General features: G+C 66.5%; 24 protein-coding genes and 1 tRNA gene. 14 read left to right on the top strand and 11 right to left on the bottom strand.

Features of this window, described 5'->3' with window-relative positions; all coding sequences use genetic code 11:
• Positions 1-3: 3 nt before the first annotated feature.
• Genes AC50YC_RS07100 through AC50YC_RS07075 form a run of 6 tightly spaced genes read right to left on the bottom strand, consistent with a single transcriptional unit; the run spans position 4 to position 7,600 of the window.
• The gene (locus AC50YC_RS07100; protein ID WP_494952856.1) at positions 4-1,821 is read right to left on the bottom strand and encodes a protein kinase domain-containing protein; all 1,818 of its coding nucleotides are present in this window, start codon (positions 1,819-1,821) and stop codon (positions 4-6) included.
• Entirely contained in the window at positions 1,818-3,275 is a 1,458-nt protein-coding gene (locus AC50YC_RS07095) for a peptidoglycan D,D-transpeptidase FtsI family protein (RefSeq protein ID WP_494952855.1), read from the bottom strand. The genes AC50YC_RS07100 and AC50YC_RS07095 overlap by 4 nt, the downstream gene beginning before the upstream one ends.
• Positions 3,272-4,723, bottom strand: a complete 1,452-nt coding sequence (locus AC50YC_RS07090; RefSeq protein WP_494952854.1) for an FtsW/RodA/SpoVE family cell cycle protein — start codon at positions 4,721-4,723, stop codon at positions 3,272-3,274. The genes AC50YC_RS07095 and AC50YC_RS07090 overlap by 4 nt, the downstream gene beginning before the upstream one ends.
• Positions 4,720-6,375 carry a PP2C family protein-serine/threonine phosphatase gene (locus AC50YC_RS07085; protein ID WP_494952853.1) on the bottom strand — a complete coding sequence of 552 codons (1,656 nt, stop codon included), beginning with the start codon at positions 6,373-6,375 and terminating at the stop codon, positions 4,720-4,722. Before AC50YC_RS07085 ends, AC50YC_RS07090 begins: the two co-directional genes overlap by 4 nt.
• 2 nt (positions 6,376-6,377) lie before the next feature.
• Positions 6,378-6,857: an FHA domain-containing protein FhaB/FipA gene (locus AC50YC_RS07080; RefSeq protein ID WP_024368146.1), complete on the bottom strand. Its 480-nt coding sequence runs from the start codon at positions 6,855-6,857 to the stop codon at positions 6,378-6,380.
• Entirely contained in the window at positions 6,854-7,600 is a 747-nt protein-coding gene (locus tag AC50YC_RS07075) for an FHA domain-containing protein (RefSeq protein WP_494952852.1), read from the bottom strand. The genes AC50YC_RS07080 and AC50YC_RS07075 overlap by 4 nt, the downstream gene beginning before the upstream one ends.
• A 408-nt stretch (positions 7,601-8,008) precedes the next feature.
• On the opposite strand from AC50YC_RS07075, the gene AC50YC_RS07070 reads away from it, so the two are divergent.
• The 5 genes from AC50YC_RS07070 to AC50YC_RS07050 all read left to right on the top strand — a co-directional run bounded on the left by AC50YC_RS07070 (position 8,009) and on the right by AC50YC_RS07050 (position 11,938).
• Positions 8,009-8,091: transfer RNA gene (locus tag AC50YC_RS07070), tRNA-Leu, on the top strand.
• 240 nt (positions 8,092-8,331) lie between these two features.
• Entirely contained in the window at positions 8,332-9,408 is a 1,077-nt protein-coding gene (locus AC50YC_RS07065; RefSeq protein ID WP_494952851.1) for an ABC transporter substrate-binding protein, read from the top strand.
• 40 nt (positions 9,409-9,448) lie between these two features.
• The gene (locus AC50YC_RS07060; RefSeq protein WP_494952850.1) at positions 9,449-10,291 is read left to right on the top strand and encodes an ABC transporter ATP-binding protein; all 843 of its coding nucleotides are present in this window, start codon (positions 9,449-9,451) and stop codon (positions 10,289-10,291) included.
• Positions 10,278-11,123 (top strand): ABC transporter permease, encoded by an 846-nt coding sequence (locus tag AC50YC_RS07055; RefSeq protein ID WP_494952849.1) that lies wholly within the window; start codon positions 10,278-10,280, stop codon positions 11,121-11,123. Before AC50YC_RS07060 ends, AC50YC_RS07055 begins: the two co-directional genes overlap by 14 nt.
• Positions 11,120-11,938: an ABC transporter permease gene (locus AC50YC_RS07050; protein ID WP_494952848.1), complete on the top strand. Its 819-nt coding sequence runs from the start codon at positions 11,120-11,122 to the stop codon at positions 11,936-11,938. The genes AC50YC_RS07055 and AC50YC_RS07050 overlap by 4 nt, the downstream gene beginning before the upstream one ends.
• 56 nt (positions 11,939-11,994) lie before the next feature.
• On the opposite strand, the gene AC50YC_RS07045 is transcribed toward AC50YC_RS07050, so the two are convergent.
• Positions 11,995-12,684, bottom strand: coding sequence for a TetR/AcrR family transcriptional regulator (locus AC50YC_RS07045; RefSeq protein WP_494952847.1), 690 nt, complete (start codon positions 12,682-12,684; stop codon positions 11,995-11,997).
• Positions 12,685-12,871: 187 nt separating this feature from the next.
• Here AC50YC_RS07045 and AC50YC_RS07040 point away from each other — a divergent pair, with 187 nt between their 5' ends.
• The 4 genes from AC50YC_RS07040 (at position 12,872) to AC50YC_RS07025 (ending at position 17,368) form a co-directional block, all read left to right on the top strand.
• Positions 12,872-14,284: a flavin monoamine oxidase family protein gene (locus AC50YC_RS07040; protein WP_494952846.1), complete on the top strand. Its 1,413-nt coding sequence runs from the start codon at positions 12,872-12,874 to the stop codon at positions 14,282-14,284.
• Between the two features lie 46 nt (positions 14,285-14,330).
• Entirely contained in the window at positions 14,331-15,242 is a 912-nt protein-coding gene (locus tag AC50YC_RS07035; RefSeq protein WP_494952845.1) for a universal stress protein, read from the top strand.
• The gene (locus AC50YC_RS07030; protein WP_494952844.1) at positions 15,239-16,762 is read left to right on the top strand and encodes an APC family permease; all 1,524 of its coding nucleotides are present in this window, start codon (positions 15,239-15,241) and stop codon (positions 16,760-16,762) included. The genes AC50YC_RS07035 and AC50YC_RS07030 overlap by 4 nt, the downstream gene beginning before the upstream one ends.
• A gap of 123 nt (positions 16,763-16,885) precedes the next feature.
• The gene (locus AC50YC_RS07025) at positions 16,886-17,368 is read left to right on the top strand and encodes a pyridoxamine 5'-phosphate oxidase family protein (protein WP_494952843.1); all 483 of its coding nucleotides are present in this window, start codon (positions 16,886-16,888) and stop codon (positions 17,366-17,368) included.
• A 56-nt stretch (positions 17,369-17,424) separates the two neighbouring features.
• Here the strand turns inward: AC50YC_RS07025 and AC50YC_RS07020 are convergent, their stop codons facing one another.
• Both AC50YC_RS07020 and AC50YC_RS07015 read right to left on the bottom strand, forming a co-directional pair.
• Complete coding sequence (locus tag AC50YC_RS07020) at positions 17,425-18,063, bottom strand: NADPH-dependent F420 reductase (RefSeq protein WP_494952842.1); 639 nt, start codon at positions 18,061-18,063, stop codon at positions 17,425-17,427.
• Between the two features lie 78 nt (positions 18,064-18,141).
• Complete coding sequence (locus tag AC50YC_RS07015; protein WP_494952841.1) at positions 18,142-18,774, bottom strand: hypothetical protein; 633 nt, start codon at positions 18,772-18,774, stop codon at positions 18,142-18,144.
• 156 nt (positions 18,775-18,930) lie between these two features.
• Here AC50YC_RS07015 and AC50YC_RS07010 point away from each other — a divergent pair, with 156 nt between their 5' ends.
• Positions 18,931-19,314 carry a VOC family protein gene (locus AC50YC_RS07010; protein ID WP_494952840.1) on the top strand — a complete coding sequence of 128 codons (384 nt, stop codon included), beginning with the start codon at positions 18,931-18,933 and terminating at the stop codon, positions 19,312-19,314.
• Between the two features lie 53 nt (positions 19,315-19,367).
• On the opposite strand, the gene AC50YC_RS07005 is transcribed toward AC50YC_RS07010, so the two are convergent.
• On the bottom strand, positions 19,368-19,772 hold the full coding sequence (locus AC50YC_RS07005) for a DUF5997 family protein (protein ID WP_441404776.1): 405 nt from the start codon (positions 19,770-19,772) through the stop codon (positions 19,368-19,370).
• Positions 19,773-19,850: 78 nt separating this feature from the next.
• Between AC50YC_RS07005 and AC50YC_RS07000 the strand changes: the two genes are divergently transcribed.
• Positions 19,851-20,603 (top strand): LysR family substrate-binding domain-containing protein, encoded by a 753-nt coding sequence (locus AC50YC_RS07000; protein ID WP_494952839.1) that lies wholly within the window; start codon positions 19,851-19,853, stop codon positions 20,601-20,603.
• A 22-nt stretch (positions 20,604-20,625) separates the two neighbouring features.
• Here AC50YC_RS07000 and AC50YC_RS06995 read toward each other — a convergent pair whose 3' ends face one another.
• Positions 20,626-20,961, bottom strand: a complete 336-nt coding sequence (locus tag AC50YC_RS06995; protein WP_494952838.1) for a hypothetical protein — start codon at positions 20,959-20,961, stop codon at positions 20,626-20,628.
• A 225-nt stretch (positions 20,962-21,186) separates the two neighbouring features.
• Between AC50YC_RS06995 and AC50YC_RS06990 the strand changes: the two genes are divergently transcribed.
• Genes AC50YC_RS06990 through ureC form a run of 3 tightly spaced genes read left to right on the top strand, consistent with a single transcriptional unit; the run spans position 21,187 to position 23,594 of the window.
• A complete protein-coding gene (locus AC50YC_RS06990) occupies positions 21,187-21,489 on the top strand; it encodes an urease subunit gamma (protein WP_494952837.1) in 303 nt (100 codons plus the stop codon).
• Positions 21,490-21,498: 9 nt separating this feature from the next.
• A complete protein-coding gene (locus tag AC50YC_RS06985) occupies positions 21,499-21,828 on the top strand; it encodes an urease subunit beta (RefSeq protein WP_494952836.1) in 330 nt (109 codons plus the stop codon).
• A complete protein-coding gene (gene ureC / locus AC50YC_RS06980; protein ID WP_494952835.1) occupies positions 21,825-23,594 on the top strand; it encodes an urease subunit alpha in 1,770 nt (589 codons plus the stop codon). The genes AC50YC_RS06985 and ureC overlap by 4 nt, the downstream gene beginning before the upstream one ends.
• The last annotated feature ends 11 nt before the right edge of the window (positions 23,595-23,605 follow it).

The raw sequence follows: 23,605 nt of genomic DNA, 5'->3' as shown, positions 1-23,605 counted from the left end.
GGGCTACGTTCCCGTTGGGCTGGGGGTTGATTCCACGGCCGCGGCCTTGGCCAGGTGGTAGGTCACGAGCGAACCGGCGGGAACCTTGGCGCCGGAGGCGGGCTCGGAGCGGACGAAAGTCCCGGGGTCCTCGTCTTTGTTCGTCGGATTGACATCGACACCCTTGGCCCACCGCAGGCCCGCATTCAGGATGGCCTGCTGGACGGTGGCTTCGCTCGCCCCGGATTGCAGGGTCGGGACCGTCACGGTTTCGGGGGCTTCCGGTCCCTTGGAGTAGGACACGGTGATGGTCGTGTCAGGCTGGACCCGCCCGGCCGGGTCTATTTCCAGTACCGTCCCGGGGGCGGAGGCGTCGAAGACTTCCACTCCGGTGACACCAAGGCCCAGGCCAATCAGTTCGTTGCGAACTTCGTTGTATTGCCGGCCCAGGTAGCTTTCCGGAATCAGGTTGATTGCAGCCGGTGTCGACTGCGTGGGGGTGGCGGAGCTGCTGGTGGGGCTGGGGCTCGTGGACGTGGGCGAGGCGCTGGTGGTGGTCGGTGACGCGCTGGTCGTGGTGGCACTGCTGCTACTCGCAGGAGTCTGCGGGAACAGGATTCCGGCCTGGGTCAGCATGACGCCCACCAGTGCGAACAGCACGAGCAGGATCAGGGCAATCAGCGGCCAGGTCCAGGGGCTGCGGCCGCGGCGTTCCGGCTCATTGACCGGTTCGTCGTAGTCGTCGTCCTCCTGGACCCAATTGCGTTCCGCGGCGAGGGCGTCGGCACGCGACAGCGTGTTGCGTGCTCCGTACGAGCTGGCGGCGGCTCCGGCAGCGGTCCCTGCCGCGGCGCCCGCACCGGCGGCGCCGACCACCGGCAACGCCGAGGTGGCCGAGGTCGGACGGTCCGCAGCGCCGATGACACCGGTTGCTGCCGTGGGCATGTCCACCGGTGCCGTGATCGGCCCGGTTGCTGCCTCGAAGAGCAGCATGCCCGGGACGGCGGCGTGTGCCGCCGCGATGTCGCCGTTGCGGATGGCCTCGGCGGCCTCGGACAGCTTGAGGGCGTCGGCCGGGCGGTTCTTGGGGTCCTTGGCCAGCATGGACATCAGCAGGGCTCGGACCGGCTTCGGCAGGGTTTCCGGCAGCGGCGGCGGAGCGTCGTTGACCTGGGCCAGCGCGATCGCGATCTGGGATTCCCCGGAGAACGGACGATGCCCGGTAAGGCACTCGTATCCGATCACGCCGAGGGCGTAGATATCCGAGGCGCCGGTGGCCAGCTGGCCGGTTGCCTGCTCGGGTGCGAGGTACTGGGCGGTGCCCATCACCTGGCCGGTCTGGGTGAGGGGGACCTGGTCGGCCAGGCGGGCGATGCCGAAGTCCGTGACCTTGACGCGCCCGTCCGGGGTGATCAGCAGGTTGCCCGGCTTGATGTCGCGGTGGACCAGGCCCTGGGCGTGGGCCACGGAGAGGGCGCGGGCGGTCTGCGCGATCATGGACAGGGTGCGGTCCGGGGAGAGCACCTGTTCATGTTCGATGATGCTGCTCAGCGGCTGGCCCGGGACCAGCTCCATGACGAGGTAGGCGGAGCCCTCTTCCTCGCCGTAGTCAAAAACGTTGGCGATGCCCACGTGGTTCAGGAGCGCCGTGTGGCGGGCCTCGGCGCGGAACCGCTGGAGGAAGCCGGGGTCGCCGGTGTACTCCTCCTTGAGCACCTTGATGGCGACGATGCGGCCAAGGATCAGGTCTTTGGCTTTCCAGACTTCTCCCATGCCGCCGATCGCAATACGCGTGGTCAGCTGGAACCTGCCGCCGAGGGTGATTCCTGATGAAGGCCTCACTTATTCAACACCGCCTCAAAAATCTTCTTCGCGTTCGGACTGGTTAGCTTTGCGCCGGTGGTGATGTCTACGCCTTCCATGACGATAGTGACTGCCACCTGCGGGTCATTCGCCGGGGCAAACCCGGTAAACCATGAGTTGTTCAGGCCGTCGCCGAGTTCGGCGGTACCGGTCTTGCCGGCCACCCTCACGCCGGGCACTGCCGCCCCGCGGCCGATGCCCTCGCTGACTACGCTGACCATCCATTCGTTGATCTGCCGGGCAATCTCCGGTGTGGTGGAGGTCAGCAGGGCCTGAGGTTTCGGCTCGCTGATCGGCCGCAGGTCCGGGGAGCGGACGGCCTTGATCAGGTTCGGCTGCATCTGGACCCCGCCGTTGGCGATTGCGGCCGTCATCTGGTTGATCTGGAGCGGAGTGGCCCGAACGTCCCGCTGGCCGATCGACGACTGTGCCAGGCTCGCGTCGTCCAGCACTTCGGTCGGGAAGAAACTCGGGGCGGAGTCCAGCTTCAGCTGGTCGCCGAAGTCCTTGCCGAAGCCGAACTTCTCCGCCTGGTCCGCGATGGCCGCCTGCCCCAGATCCAGGGCAATACTGGCGAAGGGGGTGTTGCAGGACTGCTGCAGGGCGAAGGCGAACGTCGCCGTGTCGCGGGTGTAGCAGTTGCCGCCGGCATAGTTGGGCAGCGTGTACTGGATGCCGGGGAAGGACATCTCCGCCGGGTTGGGCAGGACGCTGTCCTTGTTGTACTTTCCTGAGCTGAGGGCCGCGGCTGTGTCGATGATCTTGAAGACCGAGCCCGGTGCCAGCAATTCCCCGGTCGGGCCGCTGACGTTCTGGTTCAGGTTGATCCCGGGCACCTTGTTGAGCTCGGCGAAGTTGGCGGCCTCGGCCACGGGATCCTGGGTGGCGATCAGGTTGGGGTCGTAGGAGGGCTTGGACACCATGGCCAGGATCGCGCCGGTCTTCGGGTTGGTCACCACGATCGATCCGCGCTGGCCATCCGGAATGAGGTCGAAGGCGAGCTTCTGGATCTCGGGATCCAGGGTGAGCTCAACCGAGGCGCCCTTGGGCTGGTTGCCCAGGAACAGCTGGCCGACCCGGTCCAGGAACTGCTGGTCCGAGCTGCCCGCGAGCTCTTCGTTCATCGTCTTCTCGAGCCCGGTCACGCCGAAGCTCCTGGAGAAATAGCCGGTGATCCCGGCGTATGGTTCCGGCTGGTTGTAGGTGCGCTGGAACTTGCAGCTCTCCGCGGCAGGCACAGACTCCGCCACGGGGGCACCGCCGACAATGATCGCGCCGCGGTCGTTGCAGTAATTCTGCAGGAGGGTGCGCTTGTTCCACGCATTGGCCTCCAGCTCGTCCGCGCCGACCACCTGCACGTAGCTGAGGGCACCGAAGATCAGGACGAACATCGCGATCGCGGCGATCCAGGCATTACGAATGGCTTGGTTCACAGCTTCACCACCTCCGTGGGGGCGTCCGGACTGTTCCGTCCGGTGCCGGGAACGGCGGCCGGCTTCGAAGGCATAGCCGGCATTACTTTCTGTGGGTCGGGTTCCTCACCGGGAGCCAGCGGTGTTGTGTCCACCGGGCCGCGGGCCGTGTGCGAGATCATCAGCAACAGTCCCACGATGATCCAGTTGGCCAGCAATGAGGAGCCGCCCGCGGCCAGGAACGGGGTGGTGAGGCCGGTGAGAGGAATGAGACGGGTGACGCCACCGATCACGACAAAGCACTGCAGCGCGATGGCGAAGGAGAGCCCGGTGGCCAACAGTTTCCCGAACGCATCCCGGGTGCCGAGTGCCGCCCGGAAACCGCGGGTGAAGAGCAGCAGGTACATCAGGACGATCGCGAAGAGGCCAATCAACCCCAGTTCCTCGCCGAAGGAGGCAATGATCATGTCGCTGTTGGCGAAAGGAACCAGATTGGGGCGTCCCTGGCCGAGACCGGTGCCCACCAGGCCGCCGTTGGCCATGCCGAACAGTCCCTCGACGATCTGCAGGCTTCCGCCGAACGCCCGTCCGTAGACTTCGTCGGTGAAAGCGTTGATCCAGCCGTCAATCCGCAGCGCGACGTGGGAGAAGACACGGGAGGCGACGAACCCGCCGGCGGCGATGAGCCCGACACCGATGATGACCCAGCTGATGCGGCTCGTGGCGACGTAGATCATCACCAGGAATAGGCCGAAGAACAGGATCGACGAGCCCAGGTCCCGCTGGAAGATCAATACGCCGATGCTCACAAGCCACGCGGCAATCATGGGGCCCATGTCCTTGAACCGCGGGAACTGGATGGGGCCGACTTTCCGGCCGGCCAGCAGGATGAGATCGCGGTTCGAGGAAAGATACCCGGCAAAGAATATGGCGAGGGTGATCTTGGCAATTTCGCCAGGCTGGAAGGTCATCGAGCCGACCTTGATCCAGACCCGCGCGCCCAGGATTTCACCGGCCGTGATGCCGGGGACGAGCGGAAGGATCAGCAGAAACGCACTGACGGCCAGGGAAATATAGGTGAAACGGCGCAGGATCCGGTGGTCCTTGAGGAACCAAATGACGGCGATCGAAACGGCCATGGCCACCAGGGTCCAGCGCAACTGGTTGTTCCCCGTGTCCTCCCCGACCCGGTCCAGCCGGTGGATCATCGCGAGGCCGAGGCCGTTCAGTGCGACCACCAGCGGAAGAATTACCGGATCGGCATATTTCGCCCGAATCCGGAGGACGATGTGGAAAGCAAGGGCGGCGACGGCGAGCAGGCTCGACTGGAACCAGAAATCGGTGTCGAACGCCTTCTGCTGGTCCACCCCGACCAGGGCGTTGGCCCCGATGCCGACGGCGAGGGCCAGCACCAGCAGGACAAGTTCAACGTTCCGCCGCGGCCTGGGCGTGGGATCGATGGGTGTCATTGGTCCCCCTCACAGATAGGGGCCGTCGCCGTCGGCGAGGGTGCCGCAGTTCCGGCAGCGCCGGGACTCGCCGTCGCGCCCGGATCCGCGGTGGCGCCCGGATCCGCTGTGGCGCTGGGATCCGCCGTCGCACCGGGGGTGGCTGGGGTTGGGGACGGGGTGATGCATTCGTCCGCGGGTGCGGTGGTGCCGGTTCGCTCAAGGTTCTTGACGATTCGCTGGGCGTCATAGAGGTCCCGGGCCGGCACGGTCTGGCGCACCCGCTGCTGGGAAAATTCGGGCAGATCTGACATCCGGATTTCGGTCACCGCTTCGAGGGTGGAGAGCTGGATGGGCCCCAGGCGCTGAGAGACCCCGTTGTAGATGGCCACGTGCTGGTCGTGCTCGCCGATGTAGTACCTCGTCTGGGTCCAGGCGTAGCCGAGCCACAGACCCACCGTGAGTAGTGCCACGATGGCCGCGGCGATGGAGACCGTCACCCAGCGGCGGGGCCGGCCGGCCTGCCGGTACTCGTCGGCTTCCTCCCTCGCCTGCTCCGACTTGTGGGTCAGGACCGTCGCAGCCCGGCGGGCCATGGTGCGCCCCGCGATGGTCGGAATGGAACCGGACTCCGCGGCGGCCGCGGCAGCGCCCACGAGTTCGTGGGGGCGCCCGGCAAGTTCCTCGCGGAGCACCTCGGCGGACAAGTGCTCGCCCAGGTGCGGATCGGTGGAGGTGGGCGGTTCGCCCTTTTCGGGGGCACCGCCAGCCGGCCTGTCGCCCGGTGAACCGGTGTCCGAAGGGGACGCCGTGGCCACGGACGGGTTGGGGGCCGTTGCTGCCGCGCCAGCCAGCGGGACGATTTCGACGGCGGCCGTCCGGACGTCGTCGGTGGTCTGTTCGGCGATTTCCAGCATCACCACGGTGACGTTGTCCGGAGCGCCGGCGTCCAGGGTGAGATCGACCAGCAGTTCGACGCATTCACGCAGGTCCTTGGTCTCCCGGACCGTGCGCTCCACGACGTGGCCGGCCACGTAGTTCAGGCCGTCGGAACAGAGCAGCCAGCGCTCACCCGGCTCGACGTCAAGCGTGTCCAGGTCAAGTTCAGGGCTGGCGTCGACGTCGCCAAGGACGCGCATCAGGACGTTCTTGTGCGGATGGGACTCGGCTTCGTCGGGGCGGAGCCGGCCTTCGTCGATGAGGCGCTGGACGAATGTGTGGTCCACGCTGACCTGCTCGAATTCGCCGTTCCGCAGCCGGTACGCGCGGGAGTCGCCAATATGGGCGAAGTGCAGCTTGCCTTCGGCCAGCAGGAGGGCGGTGACAGTGGTGCCCATGCCAGCAAGTTTGGGATTCATGTGGACGAGTTCGGAGAGCAGCGAGTTGGCGGTCTGGATCTCGTCCGCCAGGACGGTGCCGGCGTCGCCGTCGTAGTCGTCGCTGTCGAGGTGGATCATGTCCAGCACCGTGGCGGCAGAGGCGACGTCGCCGCCTGCGTGTCCTCCCATGCCGTCGGCAACGACGGCGAGGTGGCGGCCGACGTAGGCGGAGTCGTCGTTCTTCGCGCGCACGCGGCCGACGTCGGAACGCGCGGCGTAGCGCATGATGAGTGGCCGCTTGGAGGCAGTTGTTTCGCCTTCGGCCCTGTCTGCGGGGTGGTCCGGGGCAGCCACGGCTACGGCCTCAATTCAATGACCGTCTTGCCGATTCTCACGGGGACACCCAGCTCTACGGGCAGTGCCCTGGTCAGCTGCTGGTCGGCCAGGTAGGTGCCGTTGGTCGAGCCAAGATCCTCGATGAACCAGCGGCTGCCTTGCGGGAACAGGCGGGCGTGGCGGCCCGAGGCATAGTCATCCTCCAGCACGAGGGTGGCTTCCTGCGCGCGGCCCAGCAGGATGGGGCTCGCCGCAAGGGGGATCGTGGTGCCCTTGAGTGGCCCTTCGGTCACGACCAGCTGGCGTGGCTGCTGCTTGACTGGGGCCGCCGGTTCGGCCAGAGCCGGATTCTTGCGGACCTGCCTCGCCGTGGGGGCGCCCGCTGCAGCCTTGCGGCCGATCATGAGGTCGCGCCTCATGGCGGCAACAATGCTGAAGATCAGTACCCACAGGAGCAGGAGGAAACCGAAACGCAGGGCGGTGATGGTCAGTTCGCTCACTGGCGGCCGCCTGGGCTGGCGGGCAAGAGTCGGAAGATGATTTTGGTCCGTCCCATTGTGATCGTGGAGCCGTCGTTGAGTTCCGAGGAACCCACGATCTTGTGGCCGTTGACGTAGCTGCCGTTCGTGGATCCCAGGTCGACGGCCTGGGCGTTGCCCTGCCCCGTACGGATTTCCAGATGGCGGCGGGAAACGCCGGTGTCGTCAATAAGGATGTCTGCTTCGGAGGAGCGTCCCAGCACGATCGACGGCGCATTCAAGGAGTAGCGCTGCCCGTCAATGTCCAGCACAGGCTGCATCCGGGAAGGCTGGCGCGTCGGCGCGGCAGGCATTCCGGCGTGCGCGGGAGGCTGCGTGGAGGGGGAGGAGGAGGACTTCTCGGTCCGGGACTTGATTTCGAAGTCGCCGGCTCGGCGGTCCCCGTCCCGGCGGAAACTGATCCGGACGGGACCCGGCAGGGTGTAGCCCTGGCTGCGCACGTGGTTGATGACGACGTCGCACAGTTCTTCGGCGAGCGGGGTTCCCCATTCCTGGGCCCGCTGGAAGTCATCGTCACTGAGGAGGACGTCGAAGACGTTGGGGGCGAGGGTCCGCCCGGCGGCGATGGTGATGGCCTTGTTGTCAACCTCGCGGCGGAGGTGGCTGGCGATCTCGACAGGCTCAACCTGGGCGCGAGAACCGGTGGAGAAGACTCCGCGGACGGCCTTTTCGATGCCGCGCTCGACTTTGTCCAGCAATCCCATGGTCCTTCTCCTTTCGTGACGGCTGCAGGGCAGCGTTCGTTCCGGAACTCGGTTGCCCACATCTGCGGGAGCCCGCTGTTAACGGGCACTCCTACATCAGATACTACTGGGCGAGTCTGGGAATGGCCTTAATGCGCGTCGCCACTCCGCGCCGGGAAATTGCTTCGGACCGGCTCTGACGTGCACTGACATCGGCCCGATCCGCCCGGCGGGGACGGGTTCCTGGCGGCGCGGTGAGCCCCGGGGCTCACCGCGCCGGACCCCGGATTTCGGGCGCAGAACGTCCTGCACCATCCCTCGCCGGGAGCCGATTGGTGTTTTCCCGCTGTTGTCCGTTATGCTTGATCTCGCTGCTTTTACGAGGTTCACGGCCTGATTTTGGGCCAAGAACTATGTGGAAGAAGTTGCGCGCGAGTGGCGGAACGGCAGACGCGCTGGCTTCAGGTGCCAGTGTCCGAAAGGGCGTGGGGGTTCAAATCCCCCCTCGCGCACGCAAATGAAAGAAACCCCGGTCTTCGGACCGGGGTTTCTTTCGTTTAACCCGCGGAACTGACGCGTCTGGTTCAGCCCGCAACCAAGACCGCCCAGCGCCGCGGCGCCGATCTAACCGAGAGTTAACTTTACGGAAACGGCAAGGCGCAGATTCCTGAAACAACCGTTCCCTAAGGTCAGTGCCAGACGACCCCGCGGGGGTCGTTCTAATGCACCGGCTCCCGATTTGGAGAAGTAGAATGACGGCTTTTGGTTCGGAAATGCGCCCGACGCGCCGCATGCTGCTGGCGGGGATGTCCTCCGTCGCACTCGTGGCCCTTACCGGCTGCGGCGGCGGGACCAGCGCTGCGACGTCGACGGCCAGTGGTGCGGCGGGGGATCTCGGGACACTGGAGGTCCAGTTGTCCTGGTTGAAGAACGCTGAGTTCGCCGGTGAATATTTTGCCGACAGCAAGGGCTATTACAAAGATGCGGGCTTTACGGCGGTCAACCTGATTGCGGGCGGCCCGGGCGGCGCTTCGGCGGAGACCATGGTCCTTTCCGGCAAGGCCCTGGTTGGCACCTCGTCGCCGGTGGGAGTAGCCCCGGTGGTGCTCAATGAGGGTGCGCCGTTAAAGATCATCGGCTCCACGTACCAAAAGAACCCGTTCACCATCGTGTCGCTCGCGGAAAATCCGATCACCGCCCCCGGTGACCTGATCGGCAAGAAGATCGGGGTGCAGGCCGGCGTCAACGAGACTCTCTTCGATGCCCTCCTGGAGGTCAACAGTATTGATCCGTCCCAGGTCACGAAGCTGCCGGTGCAGTACGACCCGCAGCCGCTGCTGAATGGCGACGTCGAAGGGTTTTTTGCCTATCTCACCAACGAGGTCCTGACCCTCGAGCTGGGCGGGCACAGGACCGCGGTGCTGCCGTTCGCGGACAACGGCCTGCCCTTCGTCGCCGAAAGTTTCGTCGCGACCGAGGATTCCATCAAGAACAAGCGGACAGAGCTGAAAGCGTTCCTGGCGGCAACTATCAAGGGCTGGAAGGACGCGCTGGCGGACCCGGCGGAATCGGCCAGGCTCGCCGTGGAGGTTTATGGCAAGGAGCTCGGCCTCACCCTGGACAAGGAAAAGGCCCAGGCGGAGGCGCAGAACAGCAAGCTCATCGAGACTCCGGATACGGACAGCAACGGACTTTTCTCCATCTCCCAGGAGCTGATGGAGAAGAACATCGAAATACTCAAGCTGGCCGGCTACGACACCACGGCGGAGCAGATCTTCGACCTGAGCCTCCTCGACGAGGTCTACGCCGAGAACCCGACCCTGAAGTAGCCATGCCCGGAAGTAAGTTTGACGAATGTAAGTAGGACGAATGACTGACGTGAGCACGGCTGCCGTCTCCCACGGCATGCTCTCCGGTACCGGCATATCGCTCAGCCGGCTGGGCAAGAGTTTCCGCATGGGCCGCCAGAGCGTCGTGGCCCTGGAAGACGCCAACCTGAGTACATCGCAGGGAACGTTCCTGTCCCTGCTGGGGCCCTCAGGATGCGGCAAGTCCACCATCCTGAGGATCCTCGCCGGCCTGGAAACCCCCACGACCGGCCAGGTCACGGTGGACGGCCACACCCCGGCTGAGCTGCGCACCCGGCATGAACTGGGTATCGCCTTCCAGGATCCGGCCCTCCTGCCATGGCGAAGCGTGGTCTCCAACATCCGCCTGCCCTTCGAAGTGGCCGGTCTGCCCGTTGACCATGCCATGGTGGACGAGCTGGTGGGGCTGATCGGCCTGAGGGGGTTTGAAAAGGCCAAGCCGGCGCAGCTTTCCGGCGGTATGCGGCAGCGGGTCTCCATCGCCCGGGCGCTGGCACTCAAGCCGTCGGTGCTCCTGCTGGACGAACCGTTCGGCGCCTTGGATGACATGACGCGTCAGCGCCTCAATCTTGAACTGCTGCGCATCTGGACGGAGAAGCCGGCCACCACGCTTATGGTCACCCATGGAATCGCGGAGGCAATGTTCCTCTCCGACGTCGTCGCCGTAATGAGTGCACGGCCCGGCCGGATCAAGGAAATCATCACTGTTGACCTTCCCAGGCCAAGGACACCGGAGATGATGCGGACGCCAGAGTTCCACGCCCTGTGCGACCGGGCTTCTGAGCTGCTGTTCGGCGACGTCGGCGCGCACCGAGGGGAGGGAGGGTCCCGTGACGACGACTGACACGAAGACAGCGCCCGTTTCCCGGCCGTTTCCGCCGTGGGCGGCGGCGGGAATCGGGGTGGCGGCCACCGTTGCGCTCTGGTGGCTGGCCGCGGCCACCGTACTTTCAGGGGTGGGGGCCGCAGGCGACGGAACGGGCGGCGCCGTGCCCACACCGGGCGAGGTTGTTAGCCAACTGGCCGGCGACGGCGTTGGTTTCTATTGGCCCAACCTTGCGGTCACGGTCGTGGAGGCGTCCGCCGGCTATTTCTGGGGCAATATTGCAGCGCTCCTGCTGGCCGGCAGCGTGCTCGTGTTGCCGGCCCTGGAGCGGCTTGTCACCCAGCTGGCCGTCATCAGCTACTGCCTGCCGATCGTGGCCATCGGACCGCTGGCCTTCATTGTGATCGGATCGCCCGCGCGCGGCCAGGCGTCGGGAACAGCCGTGCTCCTTGCCGGCATCTCCGTTTTCTTCACCACCGTGGTGGGCGCCCTGTCCGCGCTGAAAAGTGCGGACCAGGCGAGCCTGGACCTCGTTGCCGTCTACGGCGGCGGCAGGTTCAAGCAGCTGGTCAAAGTGCAGCTCATTTCGGCGCTGCCGGGGATCCTCACCGCGCTCAAGATCGCCGTTCCCGCGGCCGTGCTGGGGGCAGTCCTGGGCGAATACGTGGGAGGAGTGGACCGCGGGATCGGCCCGGCGCTGGTCAACGCGCAACAGAACCTCGAAATTGCCCGGGCCTGGGGGGTCGCCCTGGTCGCCGGACTGCTGGCCGGCGCCGGATATGGAGTCTTTTCCGTGATCTCACGGTTCGTCACTCCGTGGTCCGCCGGCCGACCGGGGGCCTCCCGATGACGTCGCGAAACCACGGTCCCGCCGTCCTTAAAGGCCTCGGCCGTGCGGCAGTGGGGCTGCTGGTGTCCCTGGCCGTCGTGCTGCTGCTGTGGGTGGCGCTGCTGAAGTTCTTCAACATCTCGCCGTACGTGGGCAAAGGCCCCCTGGATGTCTTCAACTTCCTCTTCACCGTCCCGGCATCCGGCGGGAACCGGCAGGCTGTCCTGCAGAACCTCGGCCAAACCATGATCGACGCCTTTCTCGGCTTCGCCGCCGGGATAACCGGGGCCGTGGTGATCGCGGCCGTCTTTGTCCTCTTCCGCGGCGTGGAGAGTGCACTGATGCCGATCGCCATGCTGCTGCGCTCCGTGCCACTGGTCGCGTTGGCGCCAATCATCATCCTCATTTTCGGGCGGCAGGAACCGGCCGTGGCCGCCATCGGGGGGATCGTGGTGCTGTTTCCTGCCCTGGTGACGATTGTCTTCGGACTCCGCTCGGCGTCGCCCGCCATGCTGGAGGTCGTCGATGTCTACGGCGGCTCCCGGTGGACGGCGCTGCTGAAGGTTGCCTTGCCGTCATCCCTCCCGTCCTTCTTTACCGCAGTCAAGGTCTCCATCCCGGGAGCGGTGACGGGGGCCTTGCTGGCCGAATGGCTGGCCACGGGTAAAGGTGTGGGCTATGCGATCATCTCAGCCGTCTCCCGCGCCAGGAACAACGAGGTGTGGGCGCTGGTGGTGGTGATCACGCTCGTGTCGATCATCCTGTACACGGTTGTCGCCCTGCTGGAGGACGCCATGCTGAGGAGATCCGGGCAGGCACCGTCGACGTCGGCATGACTGGCCGGGCGCGCCGGTGCGCCGGTGCAACGTGCGAGGCACGTCCTCGTCGGCGGTCAGCCGCGGAGCGCCCCGAAGCGCGCGATCATCGCCTCCAGGCCCAGGTTGAAGGCGACGTCGGCGGGCTTCTCGTAGCCTTCCAGGTCCTGGTGCTTGACTGCCGCGGTGAAGTTCGGCGTCGAGTCCGCCATGCTGCCGGAGTCAAAGATGTCCGCCGGCGCGGTGACGTCATAGGCGGAGCCGAAGATGAAGGACTCCATAGCCACGATTGCGGAAACGATCCGCCCCCGGGGGAAATCCGCGCGGCTGAATCCCGCGCTGACGGCCTCGTACATGGCCAGCGTCTTGGGGGCGTCGGTCACCGGGAGCACGGCGATCACCGGGATGAGCGGCGTGTGCTTGGAGAACACGTCGCGGTAGCTCCAGGCCCAACGGCGCACGGCCTGGTCCCACGGTTCGGTCTCGAAGGCGGTCACGTCAACGAACGACGTCAGGTGGTCCTGGACCAGGACCAGGACATCGCGCTTGGACGAAACATGGTTGTACAGGGCCGACGGCGCCACATTCAGCGTGCGCGCCAGGGCAGCCATGGTGAACCCGTCGTAGCCGCTCTTCCCGATAAGCTGCAGGGCCGCCGCGGTGATGCCGTCCTGGTCGAGGACGGCGGCAGCGGGCCTGCCCACCCGGCGGCGCGGTTTGGCGTCGTGGCGGTGTGGATCTGCAGGGGCGCTGGTTGATGCCGGCATTGCTGGCCTTTCTGCGGTCGGTCTCCTGGGTGCTCCCATTGTGTCCCCAACTTTACGGCCAGTTTGCCAGCGAAATTTCTTGTGCGGGAGGTCTTCCCTGATGCCCGTGAAGGGTCTATAGTCAATCCTAAATGAATGGCATTCATTTAGTGGTCCGCATCACTTCAGCGGCCACAGAGAGGACATCATGCTGGAACTTGACCGCGACGTCGTCATCGTCGGAGCTGGCCCCGCCGGGCTGACCGCCGCCCGGGAACTGAAGAGGGCCGGCCTCAGTGTGGCCGTCCTGGAGGCGCGCGACCGTGTCGGCGGCCGCACCTGGACCGACACGATTGACGGCGCCATGCTGGAAATCGGCGGCCAGTGGGTCTCCCCGGACCAGACCGAACTGCTGGCGCTCCTCGACGAGCTCGGCCTGCAGACCTATTCCCGTTACCGCGACGGCAAATCTGTCTATATCGGCTCCGACGGCACACGCACCCTGTACTCGGGCGATACCTTCCCGGTCAGCGAAACCACCGCCGCCGAAATGGACAAACTCACCGCCCTGCTGGATTCCCTCGCCGCCGACATCGGCGCCACCGAACCGTGGGCGCACCCCAAGGCCCGGGAGCTGGATACCGTCTCCTTCCACCACTGGCTGCGGCAGAACTCCTCGGATGAGGAAGCCTGCAACAACATCGGGCTCTTCATTGCCGGCGGCATGCTCACCAAGCCGGCCCATGCGTTCTCCGCGCTGCAGGCCGTGCTGATGGCTGCCTCCGCCGGTTCCTTCAGCCACCTCACCGATGAGGACTTCATCCTGGACAAGCGCGTCGTCGGCGGCATGCAGCAGCTTTCCGAGCTGCTCGCCGCCCAACTGGGTGACGACGTCGTGCTGGACAGTCCGGTGCGCACCATTAACTGGGCGGCGTCCTCCGCAGGAGGAACTGAAGAAAACACCGCCGGTCAGCGCGTGACCGCTGTTTCGGAACGCGCCACCGTGAACGCGCGCTTCGTCATCATGGCCGTGCCGCCGAACCTCTACTCCAGGGTCTCCTTCAACCCGCCGCTGCCGCGCCGCCAGCACCAGATGCACCAGCACCAGTCACTCGGCCTGGTCATCAAGGTGCACGCTGTCTACAGCACGCCGTTCTGGCGCGAGGACGGCCTCTCCGGAACCTGCTTCGGCGCCGGCGCCCTGGTCCAGGAGGTCTACGACAACACCAACCACGAAGACACCCGCGGCACCCTGGTCGGTTTTGTCTCGGATGAGAAAGCCGATGCAATGTTCGAGCTCAGCGCCGAGGAACGCCGCCGCGCCATCCTCGAATCGATGGCCGGATTCCTGGGTGACAAGGCCCTCGAGCCGGAGGTCTACTACGAGTCGGACTGGGGCTCCGAGGAGTGGACCCGCGGCGCCTATGCCTCCAGCTACGACCTCGGCGGACTGCACCGCTACGGAAAGGACCAGCACGCCCCGGTCGGCCCGATCTACTGGTCCTCCTCGGACCTCGCTGCCGAGGGCTACCAGCACGTCGACGGCGCGGTCCGGATGGGACGCCAGACTGCGGCCCGGCTTGTCGCAGCGGCAGACCGAACCCCCGTGGCCTCCAATTAGCCCGACGCTCCCACCCACGCCCAACAGTTCAGAAAGGACCGGCCAGATGCGTTACGTAGTGGGGTATTCAGCCAATGCCAGGGGCCACGATGCCGTTAATCTGGCCGCAGCGCTGGCACGCGGCCGCGGTGCCAGCTTGGACCTCGTCCTGGTGGTGCCCGAAGTCCAGCAGTTCGGCGCCGCCCATGCGCCCAAGGCAGGCTTCGAGAACCTCCTGAACGAGCAGGCGCGCCAATGGCTCGATGAGGCCCTGGCCCTCGTCCCCGCGGACGTTCCGGCGCAGGCGCACATCCGCAGCGGCGACTCGGACGCCCAGGCGCTGATCGAGGCGGCCGAGGAACTAGGGGCGGACGTCCTGGTCATCGGGGCAAGCAGCACCGGCCTGTTCAAGCGGTTCACCATCGGTTCGGTGGCCAGTGCACTCCTTCACGCGTCCACCGTTCCGGTGGCCCTGGCACCGCACGGCTACTACCGCCAGGAGGCCCTGACCCGCATCAGTTGCGGACTCGGCACCCGGGCGGGAGCGGAGAAGCTGCTCGATTTCGCCATCGGCATGGCGGCGAACCGGGCGGTCCAGTTGCGGGTGGTGTCGCTGCTTGCCCTCGACGGCGGGGACCCGGGCGCGGCCGATGCCGCCCGCGAGTACGCGGAGAAGACCGTCGCGGCCGCGGCGCCGGTCAGCCCGTCGGGCGTCCAGCTGGCAGCCAAGACGGACGTCGTCGTCGCACAGGGCCGGAGCATCGAAGAGGCCGTGGACGGCCTCGACTGGGAGGACGGCGAGGTCCTGGTCATCGGTTCGAGCCGCCTGGCCCAGGGCCGGTCCATCTTCCTCGGCAGCACGGCCAACCGGATCCTGCGCGCCCTGCCGGTGCCGATGCTCGTGGTCCCCAGCGGCTACGAACTCAAGCACCAGAATCCGTCAACATCGAATGACACGTCCGGAGAGGCACCCCAATGAGCACCGAACACGTGACGGCCAAGGCCTCGCACGACACCCACGCAGGACTGAGCGCCAAGGGCCTCAAAGCCGGATCGGTCGGCCTGATCGGCGCCGTCGTCATCGGGGTGTCCTGTATTGCCCCTGCCTACACTCTGACCGCGGCCCTGGGCCCCACGGTCGCCGAAGTCGGCGTCCAGCTGCCGGCCATCTTCCTGGTGGGCTTCATTCCGATGCTGCTCGTCGCGTTCGGCTACCGGGAACTGAACAACGCCATGCCCGACGCCGGAACCTCCTTTACCTGGGCTTCGCGCGCCTTCGGCCCGTGGATCGGCTGGATGGGCGGCTGGGGACTGATCGCCGCGACGATCATTGTGTTGTCCAACCTTGCCGCCGTGGCGGTGGACTTCTTCTACCTCATGCTGGCCCAGCTGTTCGGCAACCCCGAGCTGGCGGACCTGACCCTGAACCTGCCGCTGAATATCGCCACCACGCTGGTGTTCATCGCGCTGGCCTGCTGGATCTCCTACCGCGGCATGGAAACTACCAAGGGTGTGCAGTACGTGCTGGTCGCGTTCCAGCTCTTCGTGCTCGGCTGGTTCGCGGTCGCCGCTTTCAGCCACGTCGCCAACGGCACCGCCTTCGATGCCACCGCGATCACCCCCGACTGGTTCAACCCGTTCGCCGTCGAATCCTTCTCGGCCTTCGCCGCCGGCGTCTCCCTCTCGATCTTCATCTACTGGGGCTGGGACGTCACCCTGACCATGAACGAGGAAACCCGGAACCCGGAGAAAACCCCGGGCCGCGCAGCCACCGTCACCGTGCTCGTCATCGTGATCATCTACATGACCGTCGCTCTGGCCACGCTGGCGTTCGCCGGCATCGGGCAGGAGGGCCTGGGAGCCGGAAACCCGGAAAACCAGGGCAGCATCTTCGCCGTCCTCGCCGGACCGGTCATGGGCCCGTTCGCCATCCTGATGTCTCTGTCCATTCTGAGCAGCTCGGCCGCGTCCCTGCAGTCGACGTTCGTCTCACCAGCCCGGACGCTGCTGGCCATGGGCCACTACAAGGCGCTGCCGACCAAGTTCGGCCGGATCAGCCCTACCTTCAAGTCCCCGAGCTACGCCACGATCGCGGCGGCCATTGCCGCGGCGGGGTTCTACGTGATCACCCGGACCACCTCCGAGAACGCCTTGTGGGACACCATCACCGCGCTGGGCATGATGATCTGCTTCTACTACGGCATCACCGCCCTGGCCTGTGTCTGGTTCTTCCGGAGCGAGGCCTTCAGCGGGGCACGGGCATTCTTCTTCAAGTTCCTCTCCCCGCTCCTGGGCGGGGTCATCCTGCTGGTGATGTTCGTCAAGACCGCCTATGACTCCATGGACCCGGCGTACGGTTCCGGATCATCTGTCGGCGGCATTGGCCTTGTGTTCATCCTGGGCATGGGTGTGATTCTGCTGGGTGTAGTGCTCATGCTGGTCATGGCCAAGATCCGCCCGGAGTTCTTCAAGGGCAAGGTCCTGCCCACCGGGTACTAGGCCGCCGCCGCAACACGCCAGAAAGATCCTCCTTCCGGCAGCCCACTGGAAAGTAAGCACACTTACCAATAGGCTGGCGGGAGGGGGATCTTCCCCCGTTCGGAACCAGAACGAGGTGACAGCATGTCGGACGCAGAAAACATCAGCAAAGTTACGGACATCATCAACGATTCACGGATCGGGATGTTCACCACCGTCAACGAAGAAGGCGCCCTCGTCAGCCGGCCGCTGGCCGTCCAAGACGTGAAGGACGACGGCGATATGTGGTTCTTCACCTCCGCCACCACCTCCCAGGTGGCCCATGTCCGGGCGCACGCGCGCGTCAACGTCTCCTTCGGCAAAGGCACGGAATGGGTGTCGGTCGCCGGGACGGCGGAAGTCGTTACCGACCGCCAGAAGATCCACGAGCTCTGGAACCAGATGGTCGAGGCCTGGTTCCCGGACGGCCCGGACACCCCGGAGGTGGTCATGCTGCACGTCGATTCCGACTCCGCCGAGTACTGGACCAGCCCCGGCGGAACCGCCGCGACGGTGCTGCAGTGGGTCAAGTCCAAGGTCACGCACAGCCGGATGAGCGTGGGGGAAAGCGGCACGGTCGAACTCTAGGCCCGTCCTGCACCGCGGCGGGTCTAGGCACCCGCCGCGGGGGTACCGGCGTCGGACTAGTCGATGATCTTGAGCCCGCTGGCCCAGTTGAACGCCTCGTAGGCGGGGTTGGCCTGCAGTGCCATCACGAGGAGCTGGAATCCTTCCAGCTCCCGGGCATGCCGTAGCCCGCCCACCCGCAGGGGCCGCAGTCCTGCGGCCGCCGCGAACGATGCGACCTTGTTGGCCGCCTCCTCGGAGTCCGAGGCGATGAAGACATCCAGTGGCATCCCGCCCTTTGATCCGTCCGTCAGCGGGCCGGCGAACGTCGTGTTGAAGGCCTTGACGACTTCTGCCCCGGGCAGCAGGGCGGCGATTTCCTCGGCGGCCGAGGACCCAGGTTCCACGGTGAGGGAATCGAAGGTGTCCGCATTGTCCGGGTTGCTGATCTCCACCACGGTCTTGCCGCTCAGGGTGTCGCCGTAGTGCGTCGCCACTTCCTTGGCCGGTCCGAAGTAGAGGGCCAGCACCACGATGTCACCCTCCGGGATATCGCCCAGTCCTCCGGATGCGGCGTCACCACCCAGCTCGGCCGCGAGTTTGGCCGCGTGTTCCGGGGACCGGCTGAGGATCTGGAGCGAACGTCCCGCGGCCACGGCGCGCGTCCCGATCGCCCGTGCCATGTTGCCGCTGCCGATGATGGTGATGTCTGCCATGGTGCTTCCTTCCGGGGATGACCGAGGATTGCGGGACGTGGAGTGCGGCAGGGGGTTCAGCTGTTGCGGTTCGTGCGCTCAGCCGCGCGCCGGATCCGCGGTGGGATGTCCGGCGGGTCGGGTCGGGGTGTCTTGCCCGACCCCGGCGGCCCGTTCGGCGTCGGCGAGGGCCTCCTCCAGCCGCGCAACCGCCGGGGCATAACCGGCGTCCGTCCCGCCGCGGAGCCGCTCCGCGGCCTTCATCGCCCGGATCAGGGCCGCCGTCTCCGGCTGCCGCGGATCACTCATGGCGGGATAGTCGATGCTGTGCGCGGGATCTAGTTCGTAGCGCTGCCATCGGGCCACGGCGCTGCGGTGCCGGGGCGCGGCCGCCTCATTGCTGGCCGCGATGTGCCGGGAAACCCGCCGGTCCTCGCGCCGGCTGAGGACCCGGGGAGTCCAGAAGTAGGAGGCAGTTGCGGCGGCAACGGCGAGGACACCCAGCAGCAGGCCGGCCCACGGTGCGGCGAGGGCGGGGAGGATCACGGCCGGCGCCACAATGGCCAGGCCGGCGAAGAGGTCCCAGAACACGGCGTCCGGCAGGCCGTCGCCGTCGGCGGCCACATGCTTGCGGATGAGATAAACGGAGGCTCCCGACGCGCACACGACGACGACCGCCAAGGCAAACAATTGCCACAGCGCAAAGGGGGCGGGTTCGAACAGGGACGGCATTACAACACCTCCAGGGATCCGGCCCGGGCGGGCGCGGTTCCGCTGATTCCATTGGAATCCATTGAAGGCGGGCCGTCAATGGTCCGAGCACTGTGCGGGAGCCCGGCGCGGTGCGTCCGGTTCACACCGGGTCCGTCCCGGCGTAGCCTAAGGCCCATGCGACTGAAAATGTGCAGCATCCACGTCAAGGACCCCGCTGCGGCTTACGAGTTCTACACTGGAATCCTGGGTTTCGAGAGCCTCCTGGCCATGCCGGAGCATAACCTGTACATCGTGAAGGACCCGGCAGGGTCCGGCGGCGGATCAGTCGGGCTCCTGCTGGAACCCAGCGACAACCCGATCGGGTCCACCTACATGAATGCACTCCACGACGCCGGGATGCCCGCGATTGTCCTGGGTGTGACCGACGTCCGGGCGGAGTACAAGCGGCTCTCGGCCAAGGGCGTGATATTCCAGGCCGAGCCCTCCGACGGTCCGGGCGGCACCACGGCGGTGTTCGACGACGGGTGCGGGAACTTCGTCCAGCTCCACCAGGACTGAGGCAGGACCGGCCCTCGCCGGGACCCCGGGCGTGCCCTGGGCGGAAGCCGCTGCTACTCGGCCGCGGCGCGAGCCTTCTTGGCGTCCTTCTTCGCAGCCTCGTCCTTGACCCGCTGGGCCTCGGCGCGGACGGCGGCGTGGGTGGAACGTTCGGCGACCAGCCACGCCGGGGGAGCTTGCAGCAGCGCGGTGATTTCCGCCGTCGTCAGCGCTTCCTCAACGCCGCCGCGGGCCAGGCCGCTGATGGAGACATTGAGCTTTTGCGCGACCACCGGGCGGGGGTGCGGGCCGTTGCGGCGCAGCTCGGCGAGCCACTCCGGCGGGTTTGCCTGGAGCTCGGCGAAATCGGCGCGGGTGATGACCGAATCCTGGAACTCCTGGGGTGTTGCGGGCAGGTAGATACCAAGCTTCTTGGCAACGGTGGCCGGCTTCATGGACTGGGAGTTTGCAGAGGTCATGCTTCAAGGGTATCCGGCCAGAGGCTGACTGGTCACCGGCGCTGAGCCCGGCGCCAGCCCGGGCGGTACTGTGAACATGTGTCCGCAGCAGAAGAAACACCCCAGACCCCCGACGAAACCGCCGCCGTCCCGGCCGTAGCAGCAGCACGGGAGTTGCGGTTCGCCTACGTCGCCGGCGTGACGCCCGGCAAGTGGACCCGGCGCTGGGAAGAGCGGATGCCCGATGTTCCGCTGCACTCCTTTATGTCCGACGAGGGCGCCCAGCTCACCGTGCTGCGGGACGGGTCCGCGGACCTGAGCTTCGTCAGGCTGCCGGTGGACCGCGAAGGCCTGAGCGTCATCCCCCTGTACGAGGAACAACCCGTGGTGGTGGCACCCAAGGGGCACGAGATCTCGGTGTTCGAGGAGGTGGCCTTCGCCGACCTGTCCGCGGAGACGTTCCTGGACGTCGCCGAACTCGGCGGACCGGAGATGGCCCTGCAGGTGGTGGCCTCCGGAGCCGGCCTGGTGATCCTGCCGATGTCCGTGGCACGCCATTTCAACGTCAAAGGCACCGTGGCGCGCCAGCTCACCGGCGCGCCGACGACCGAGATCGCCGTGGCATGGCCCAGCGACAGCACGGACGAGGTGATCGAGGAGTTCATCGGGATAGTCCGCGGCCGGACCGCCGCGAGCTCCCGCCAGCCCTCCGCCCAGCAGGAAAAGCCCAAGAAAGAGCCGAAGCCGGACCGGCGCGGTCCCGCGGTCAAGAAGCCCAAGGTGGCGCAGCGCTACGCGCCCAACCCGGACAAAGGCCGCGGCAAGGGATCACGGAAAAAGGGCAAGCGCTAGGACGCTGCCCGACCCGGAACGGCTACTTGGCGCAGGCGTCCTGCAGGGCCTTGACGGAGTCGCCCGGAACCTGGTCGCCGGAGTCGGCGATCTGGCGCAGCGGGGTGGTGATCTCGGCGGGAACACCTGCGGTCTCTGCACCGGCGACCAGGCCGCCCAGCAGTTCCTTGTCCTGGACACTGACCAGCCCGTCCTCGACGAGTGTGCAGGCCTGCTTCTTCACTTCACTGCCGGCCGCCGTGGCAACCTGGGAGGCGCCGTCGCTGACGGCTTTGTTCGCAGCGTCCTCCACCTGCCCGCAGCCCGTCAGGGCAATCATGAGGGTGGCAGCGGACAGGGCGGCGAGGCGGAGTTTCATTCATCCACCCTAACAACCGCTCCTGAGCGGAAGCTGGTTGCGGGCCGTCAGTGCATGCCCTTTTCGGCCGTGTGACCCGCTGAGCCCGGGACGCCGCCGGCGCCGTCCGCGTCCGGCGCGCCGCAGTTTGTTTCGCCGGAAACCTGCAGGAAACGTTCGCCGTCTACTCTGGCAACACCGCGGCGCCGCCAGGCCCGTGACCGCCGGTGTTGAAGGGATTCCGTCATGCATCTTCTGCCCCGTGAGCAGGAAAAGCTCATGATCGTGGTCGCGGCCGACCTCGCCCGCCGCCGCCAGTCACGGGGGCTGAAGCTGAACTTCCCGGAGGCGGTGGCCATCATCAGCTACGAGCTGATCGAGGGCGCCCGGGACGGCAGGAGCGTGGCGGAGCTGATGAGCTACGGCACCACCGTGCTCCGCCGGGAGGACGTCATGGAGGGCGTGCCCGAGATGATCCACGACGTCCAGATCGAAGCCACGTTCCCGGACGGCACCAAGCTCGTCACCGTCCACGACCCGATCCGTTAGGGGAGCACGATGATTCCCGGAGAATACGTTCTCGGCCCTGAGCCCGTGCTGGTCAACGCCGGCCGGGAGGCGACCGACGTCGTGGTGACCAACACCGGCGACCGTCCCGTACAGGTGGGCTCGCACTTCCACTTTGCCGAAGCGAACGCCGCCCTGACGTTCAACCGGCGGGCCGCCTACGGCCGGCGCCTGGACATCCCGGCGGGCACGGCGGCCCGCTTCGAGCCGGGGGACAGCAAGACCGTCCGGCTGATCGAACTCGCCGGCCGGCGCGAGGTCTACGGTCTCAGCAACGCGGTCAACGGCGCGCTTGCCCCGATTGAAGGAGCACGCAAATGAGCTTCGAAATATCCCGCAGGCAGTACGCGGACCTGTACGGACCCACGACCGGCGACTCCATCCGCCTCGCCGACACCGACCTTTTCCTCGAGATCGAGAAAGACCTCACCGTGTACGGCGAGGAAGTGGTCTTCGGCGGCGGCAAGGTGATCCGCGACGGCATGGGCCAGAACGGCCAGCTGACCAGGGACGGGGGCGACCCTACTGGTCTCGGCGGCGAAATTCCGGACACCGTCATCACCAACGTGGTCATCCTGGACTACACCGGGATCTACAAGGCCGACGTCGCGCTCCGGGACGGCCACATCTTCCGGATCGGCAAGGCCGGCAACCCGCAGATCACCGACGGTGTGGACATCGTGATCGGTGCCAGTACCGAAATCATTGCCGGTGAGCGGAAAATCCTGACCGCCGGCGGCGTGGACTCGCACATCCATTTCATCTCCCCGGACCAGGTCCCCGCCGCCCTGTGCAGTGGCGTGACCACCATGATCGGGGGCGGCACCGGCCCCGCCGAGGGCACCAAGGCCACCACCGTCACCCCCGGTAAATGGCACATCCAGCGGATGCTGCAGGCGGCCGAAGGGCTGCCAATCAACATCGGCCTGTTCGGCAAGGGGCACGCGTCCGCCGTCGAGCCCCTGGCCGAGCAGATCCGCGCCGGCGCGATCGGGCTGAAAGTCCATGAGGACTGGGGCTCCACGACGTCCTCGATCGACACCTCGCTCAAGGTCGCGGACGCCTACGACGTCCAGGTGGCCATCCACACCGACACCCTGAACGAGTGCGGCTTTGTGGAGGACACCATCCGGGCCATCGACGGGCGCGTGATCCACACCTTCCACACCGAGGGCGCCGGCGGCGGGCACGCCCCGGACATCATCAAGATTGCCGGGCTGCCCAACGTCCTGCCGGCCTCCACCAACCCCACCTTGCCGTACACACGCAACACGATCGAAGAGCACCTGGACATGCTCATGGTCTGCCACCACCTGAACCCGGATATTCCGGAGGACGTGGCGTTTGCGGACTCCCGCATCCGCGCCGAGACCATCGCCGCGGAGGACGTGCTCCAGGACCTGGGGATTTTCGCGATCACGTCCTCGGACTCCCAGGCCATGGGCCGGGTGGGCGAGGTGGTGATCCGCACCTGGCAGGTGGCGGACAAGATGAAGAAGCAGCGCGGGGTGCTCAAGGACCCGGACGGTGGAGTGCACGGCGCCGCCTCCGGCCTGGGCGCGGAGAGCGATAACTTCCGCCTGAAACGCTACGTGGCGAAATACACCATCAACCCGGCCATCGCGCAGGGCATGGCGGACTCCATCGGCTCGGTGGAGGCCGGGAAGTTCGCGGACCTAGTGCTCTGGGACCCGGCCTTCTTCGGGGTCAAGCCGGAACTGGTGCTCAAGGGCGGGCAGATCGCCTATGCACTCATGGGGGACGCCAACGCCTCCATCCCCACCCCGCAGCCGCGGACCATGCGGCCCATGTTCGCCGCCTACGGCAAGGCCCTGCAGCAGTCCTCCATTACCTTCCTCTCCCTGGCCGCCATCGACGCCGGGGTTCCGGCGGAGCTGGGCCTGGAGAAGGTCATCCGGCCCGTGTCCGGCATCCGCAACCTCACGAAAGCGGACCTCAAGTACAACGGCGCCACCCCGGAGATCGAGGTGGACCCGGAAACGTACAGGGTGACGGTCGACGGCGAGGACGTCACCTGTGAGCCGTCCGACGTGCTGCCCATGGCGCAGCGCTACTTCCTTTTCTAGGCGTCCAGAGG

This window comes from Pseudarthrobacter sp. MDT1-56 (assembly GCF_059383555.1).
Note: the sequence above shows the minus strand (reverse complement) of the source record. Positions and strands in the feature narration are given on the sequence as shown.

Coding starts and splice junctions, on each gene's coding strand:
- AC50YC_RS07090 (WP_494952854.1), bottom strand. CDS start 4,723: ATGACACCCATCGATCCCACGCCCAGGCCGCGGCGGAACGTTGAACTT.
- AC50YC_RS07075 (WP_494952852.1), bottom strand. CDS start 7,600: ATGGGATTGCTGGACAAAGTCGAGCGCGGCATCGAAAAGGCCGTCCGC.
- AC50YC_RS07065 (WP_494952851.1), top strand. CDS start 8,332: ATGACGGCTTTTGGTTCGGAAATGCGCCCGACGCGCCGCATGCTGCTG.
- AC50YC_RS07060 (WP_494952850.1), top strand. CDS start 9,449: ATGACTGACGTGAGCACGGCTGCCGTCTCCCACGGCATGCTCTCCGGT.
- AC50YC_RS07050 (WP_494952848.1), top strand. CDS start 11,120: ATGACGTCGCGAAACCACGGTCCCGCCGTCCTTAAAGGCCTCGGCCGT.
- AC50YC_RS07045 (WP_494952847.1), bottom strand. CDS start 12,684: ATGCCGGCATCAACCAGCGCCCCTGCAGATCCACACCGCCACGACGCC.
- AC50YC_RS07040 (WP_494952846.1), top strand. CDS start 12,872: ATGCTGGAACTTGACCGCGACGTCGTCATCGTCGGAGCTGGCCCCGCC.
- AC50YC_RS07035 (WP_494952845.1), top strand. CDS start 14,331: ATGCGTTACGTAGTGGGGTATTCAGCCAATGCCAGGGGCCACGATGCC.
- AC50YC_RS07030 (WP_494952844.1), top strand. CDS start 15,239: ATGAGCACCGAACACGTGACGGCCAAGGCCTCGCACGACACCCACGCA.
- AC50YC_RS07025 (WP_494952843.1), top strand. CDS start 16,886: ATGTCGGACGCAGAAAACATCAGCAAAGTTACGGACATCATCAACGAT.
- AC50YC_RS07020 (WP_494952842.1), bottom strand. CDS start 18,063: ATGGCAGACATCACCATCATCGGCAGCGGCAACATGGCACGGGCGATC.
- AC50YC_RS07015 (WP_494952841.1), bottom strand. CDS start 18,774: ATGCCGTCCCTGTTCGAACCCGCCCCCTTTGCGCTGTGGCAATTGTTT.
- AC50YC_RS07010 (WP_494952840.1), top strand. CDS start 18,931: ATGCGACTGAAAATGTGCAGCATCCACGTCAAGGACCCCGCTGCGGCT.
- AC50YC_RS07005 (WP_441404776.1), bottom strand. CDS start 19,772: ATGACCTCTGCAAACTCCCAGTCCATGAAGCCGGCCACCGTTGCCAAG.
- AC50YC_RS06995 (WP_494952838.1), bottom strand. CDS start 20,961: ATGAAACTCCGCCTCGCCGCCCTGTCCGCTGCCACCCTCATGATTGCC.
- AC50YC_RS06990 (WP_494952837.1), top strand. CDS start 21,187: ATGCATCTTCTGCCCCGTGAGCAGGAAAAGCTCATGATCGTGGTCGCG.
- AC50YC_RS06985 (WP_494952836.1), top strand. CDS start 21,499: ATGATTCCCGGAGAATACGTTCTCGGCCCTGAGCCCGTGCTGGTCAAC.
- ureC (WP_494952835.1), top strand. CDS start 21,825: ATGAGCTTCGAAATATCCCGCAGGCAGTACGCGGACCTGTACGGACCC.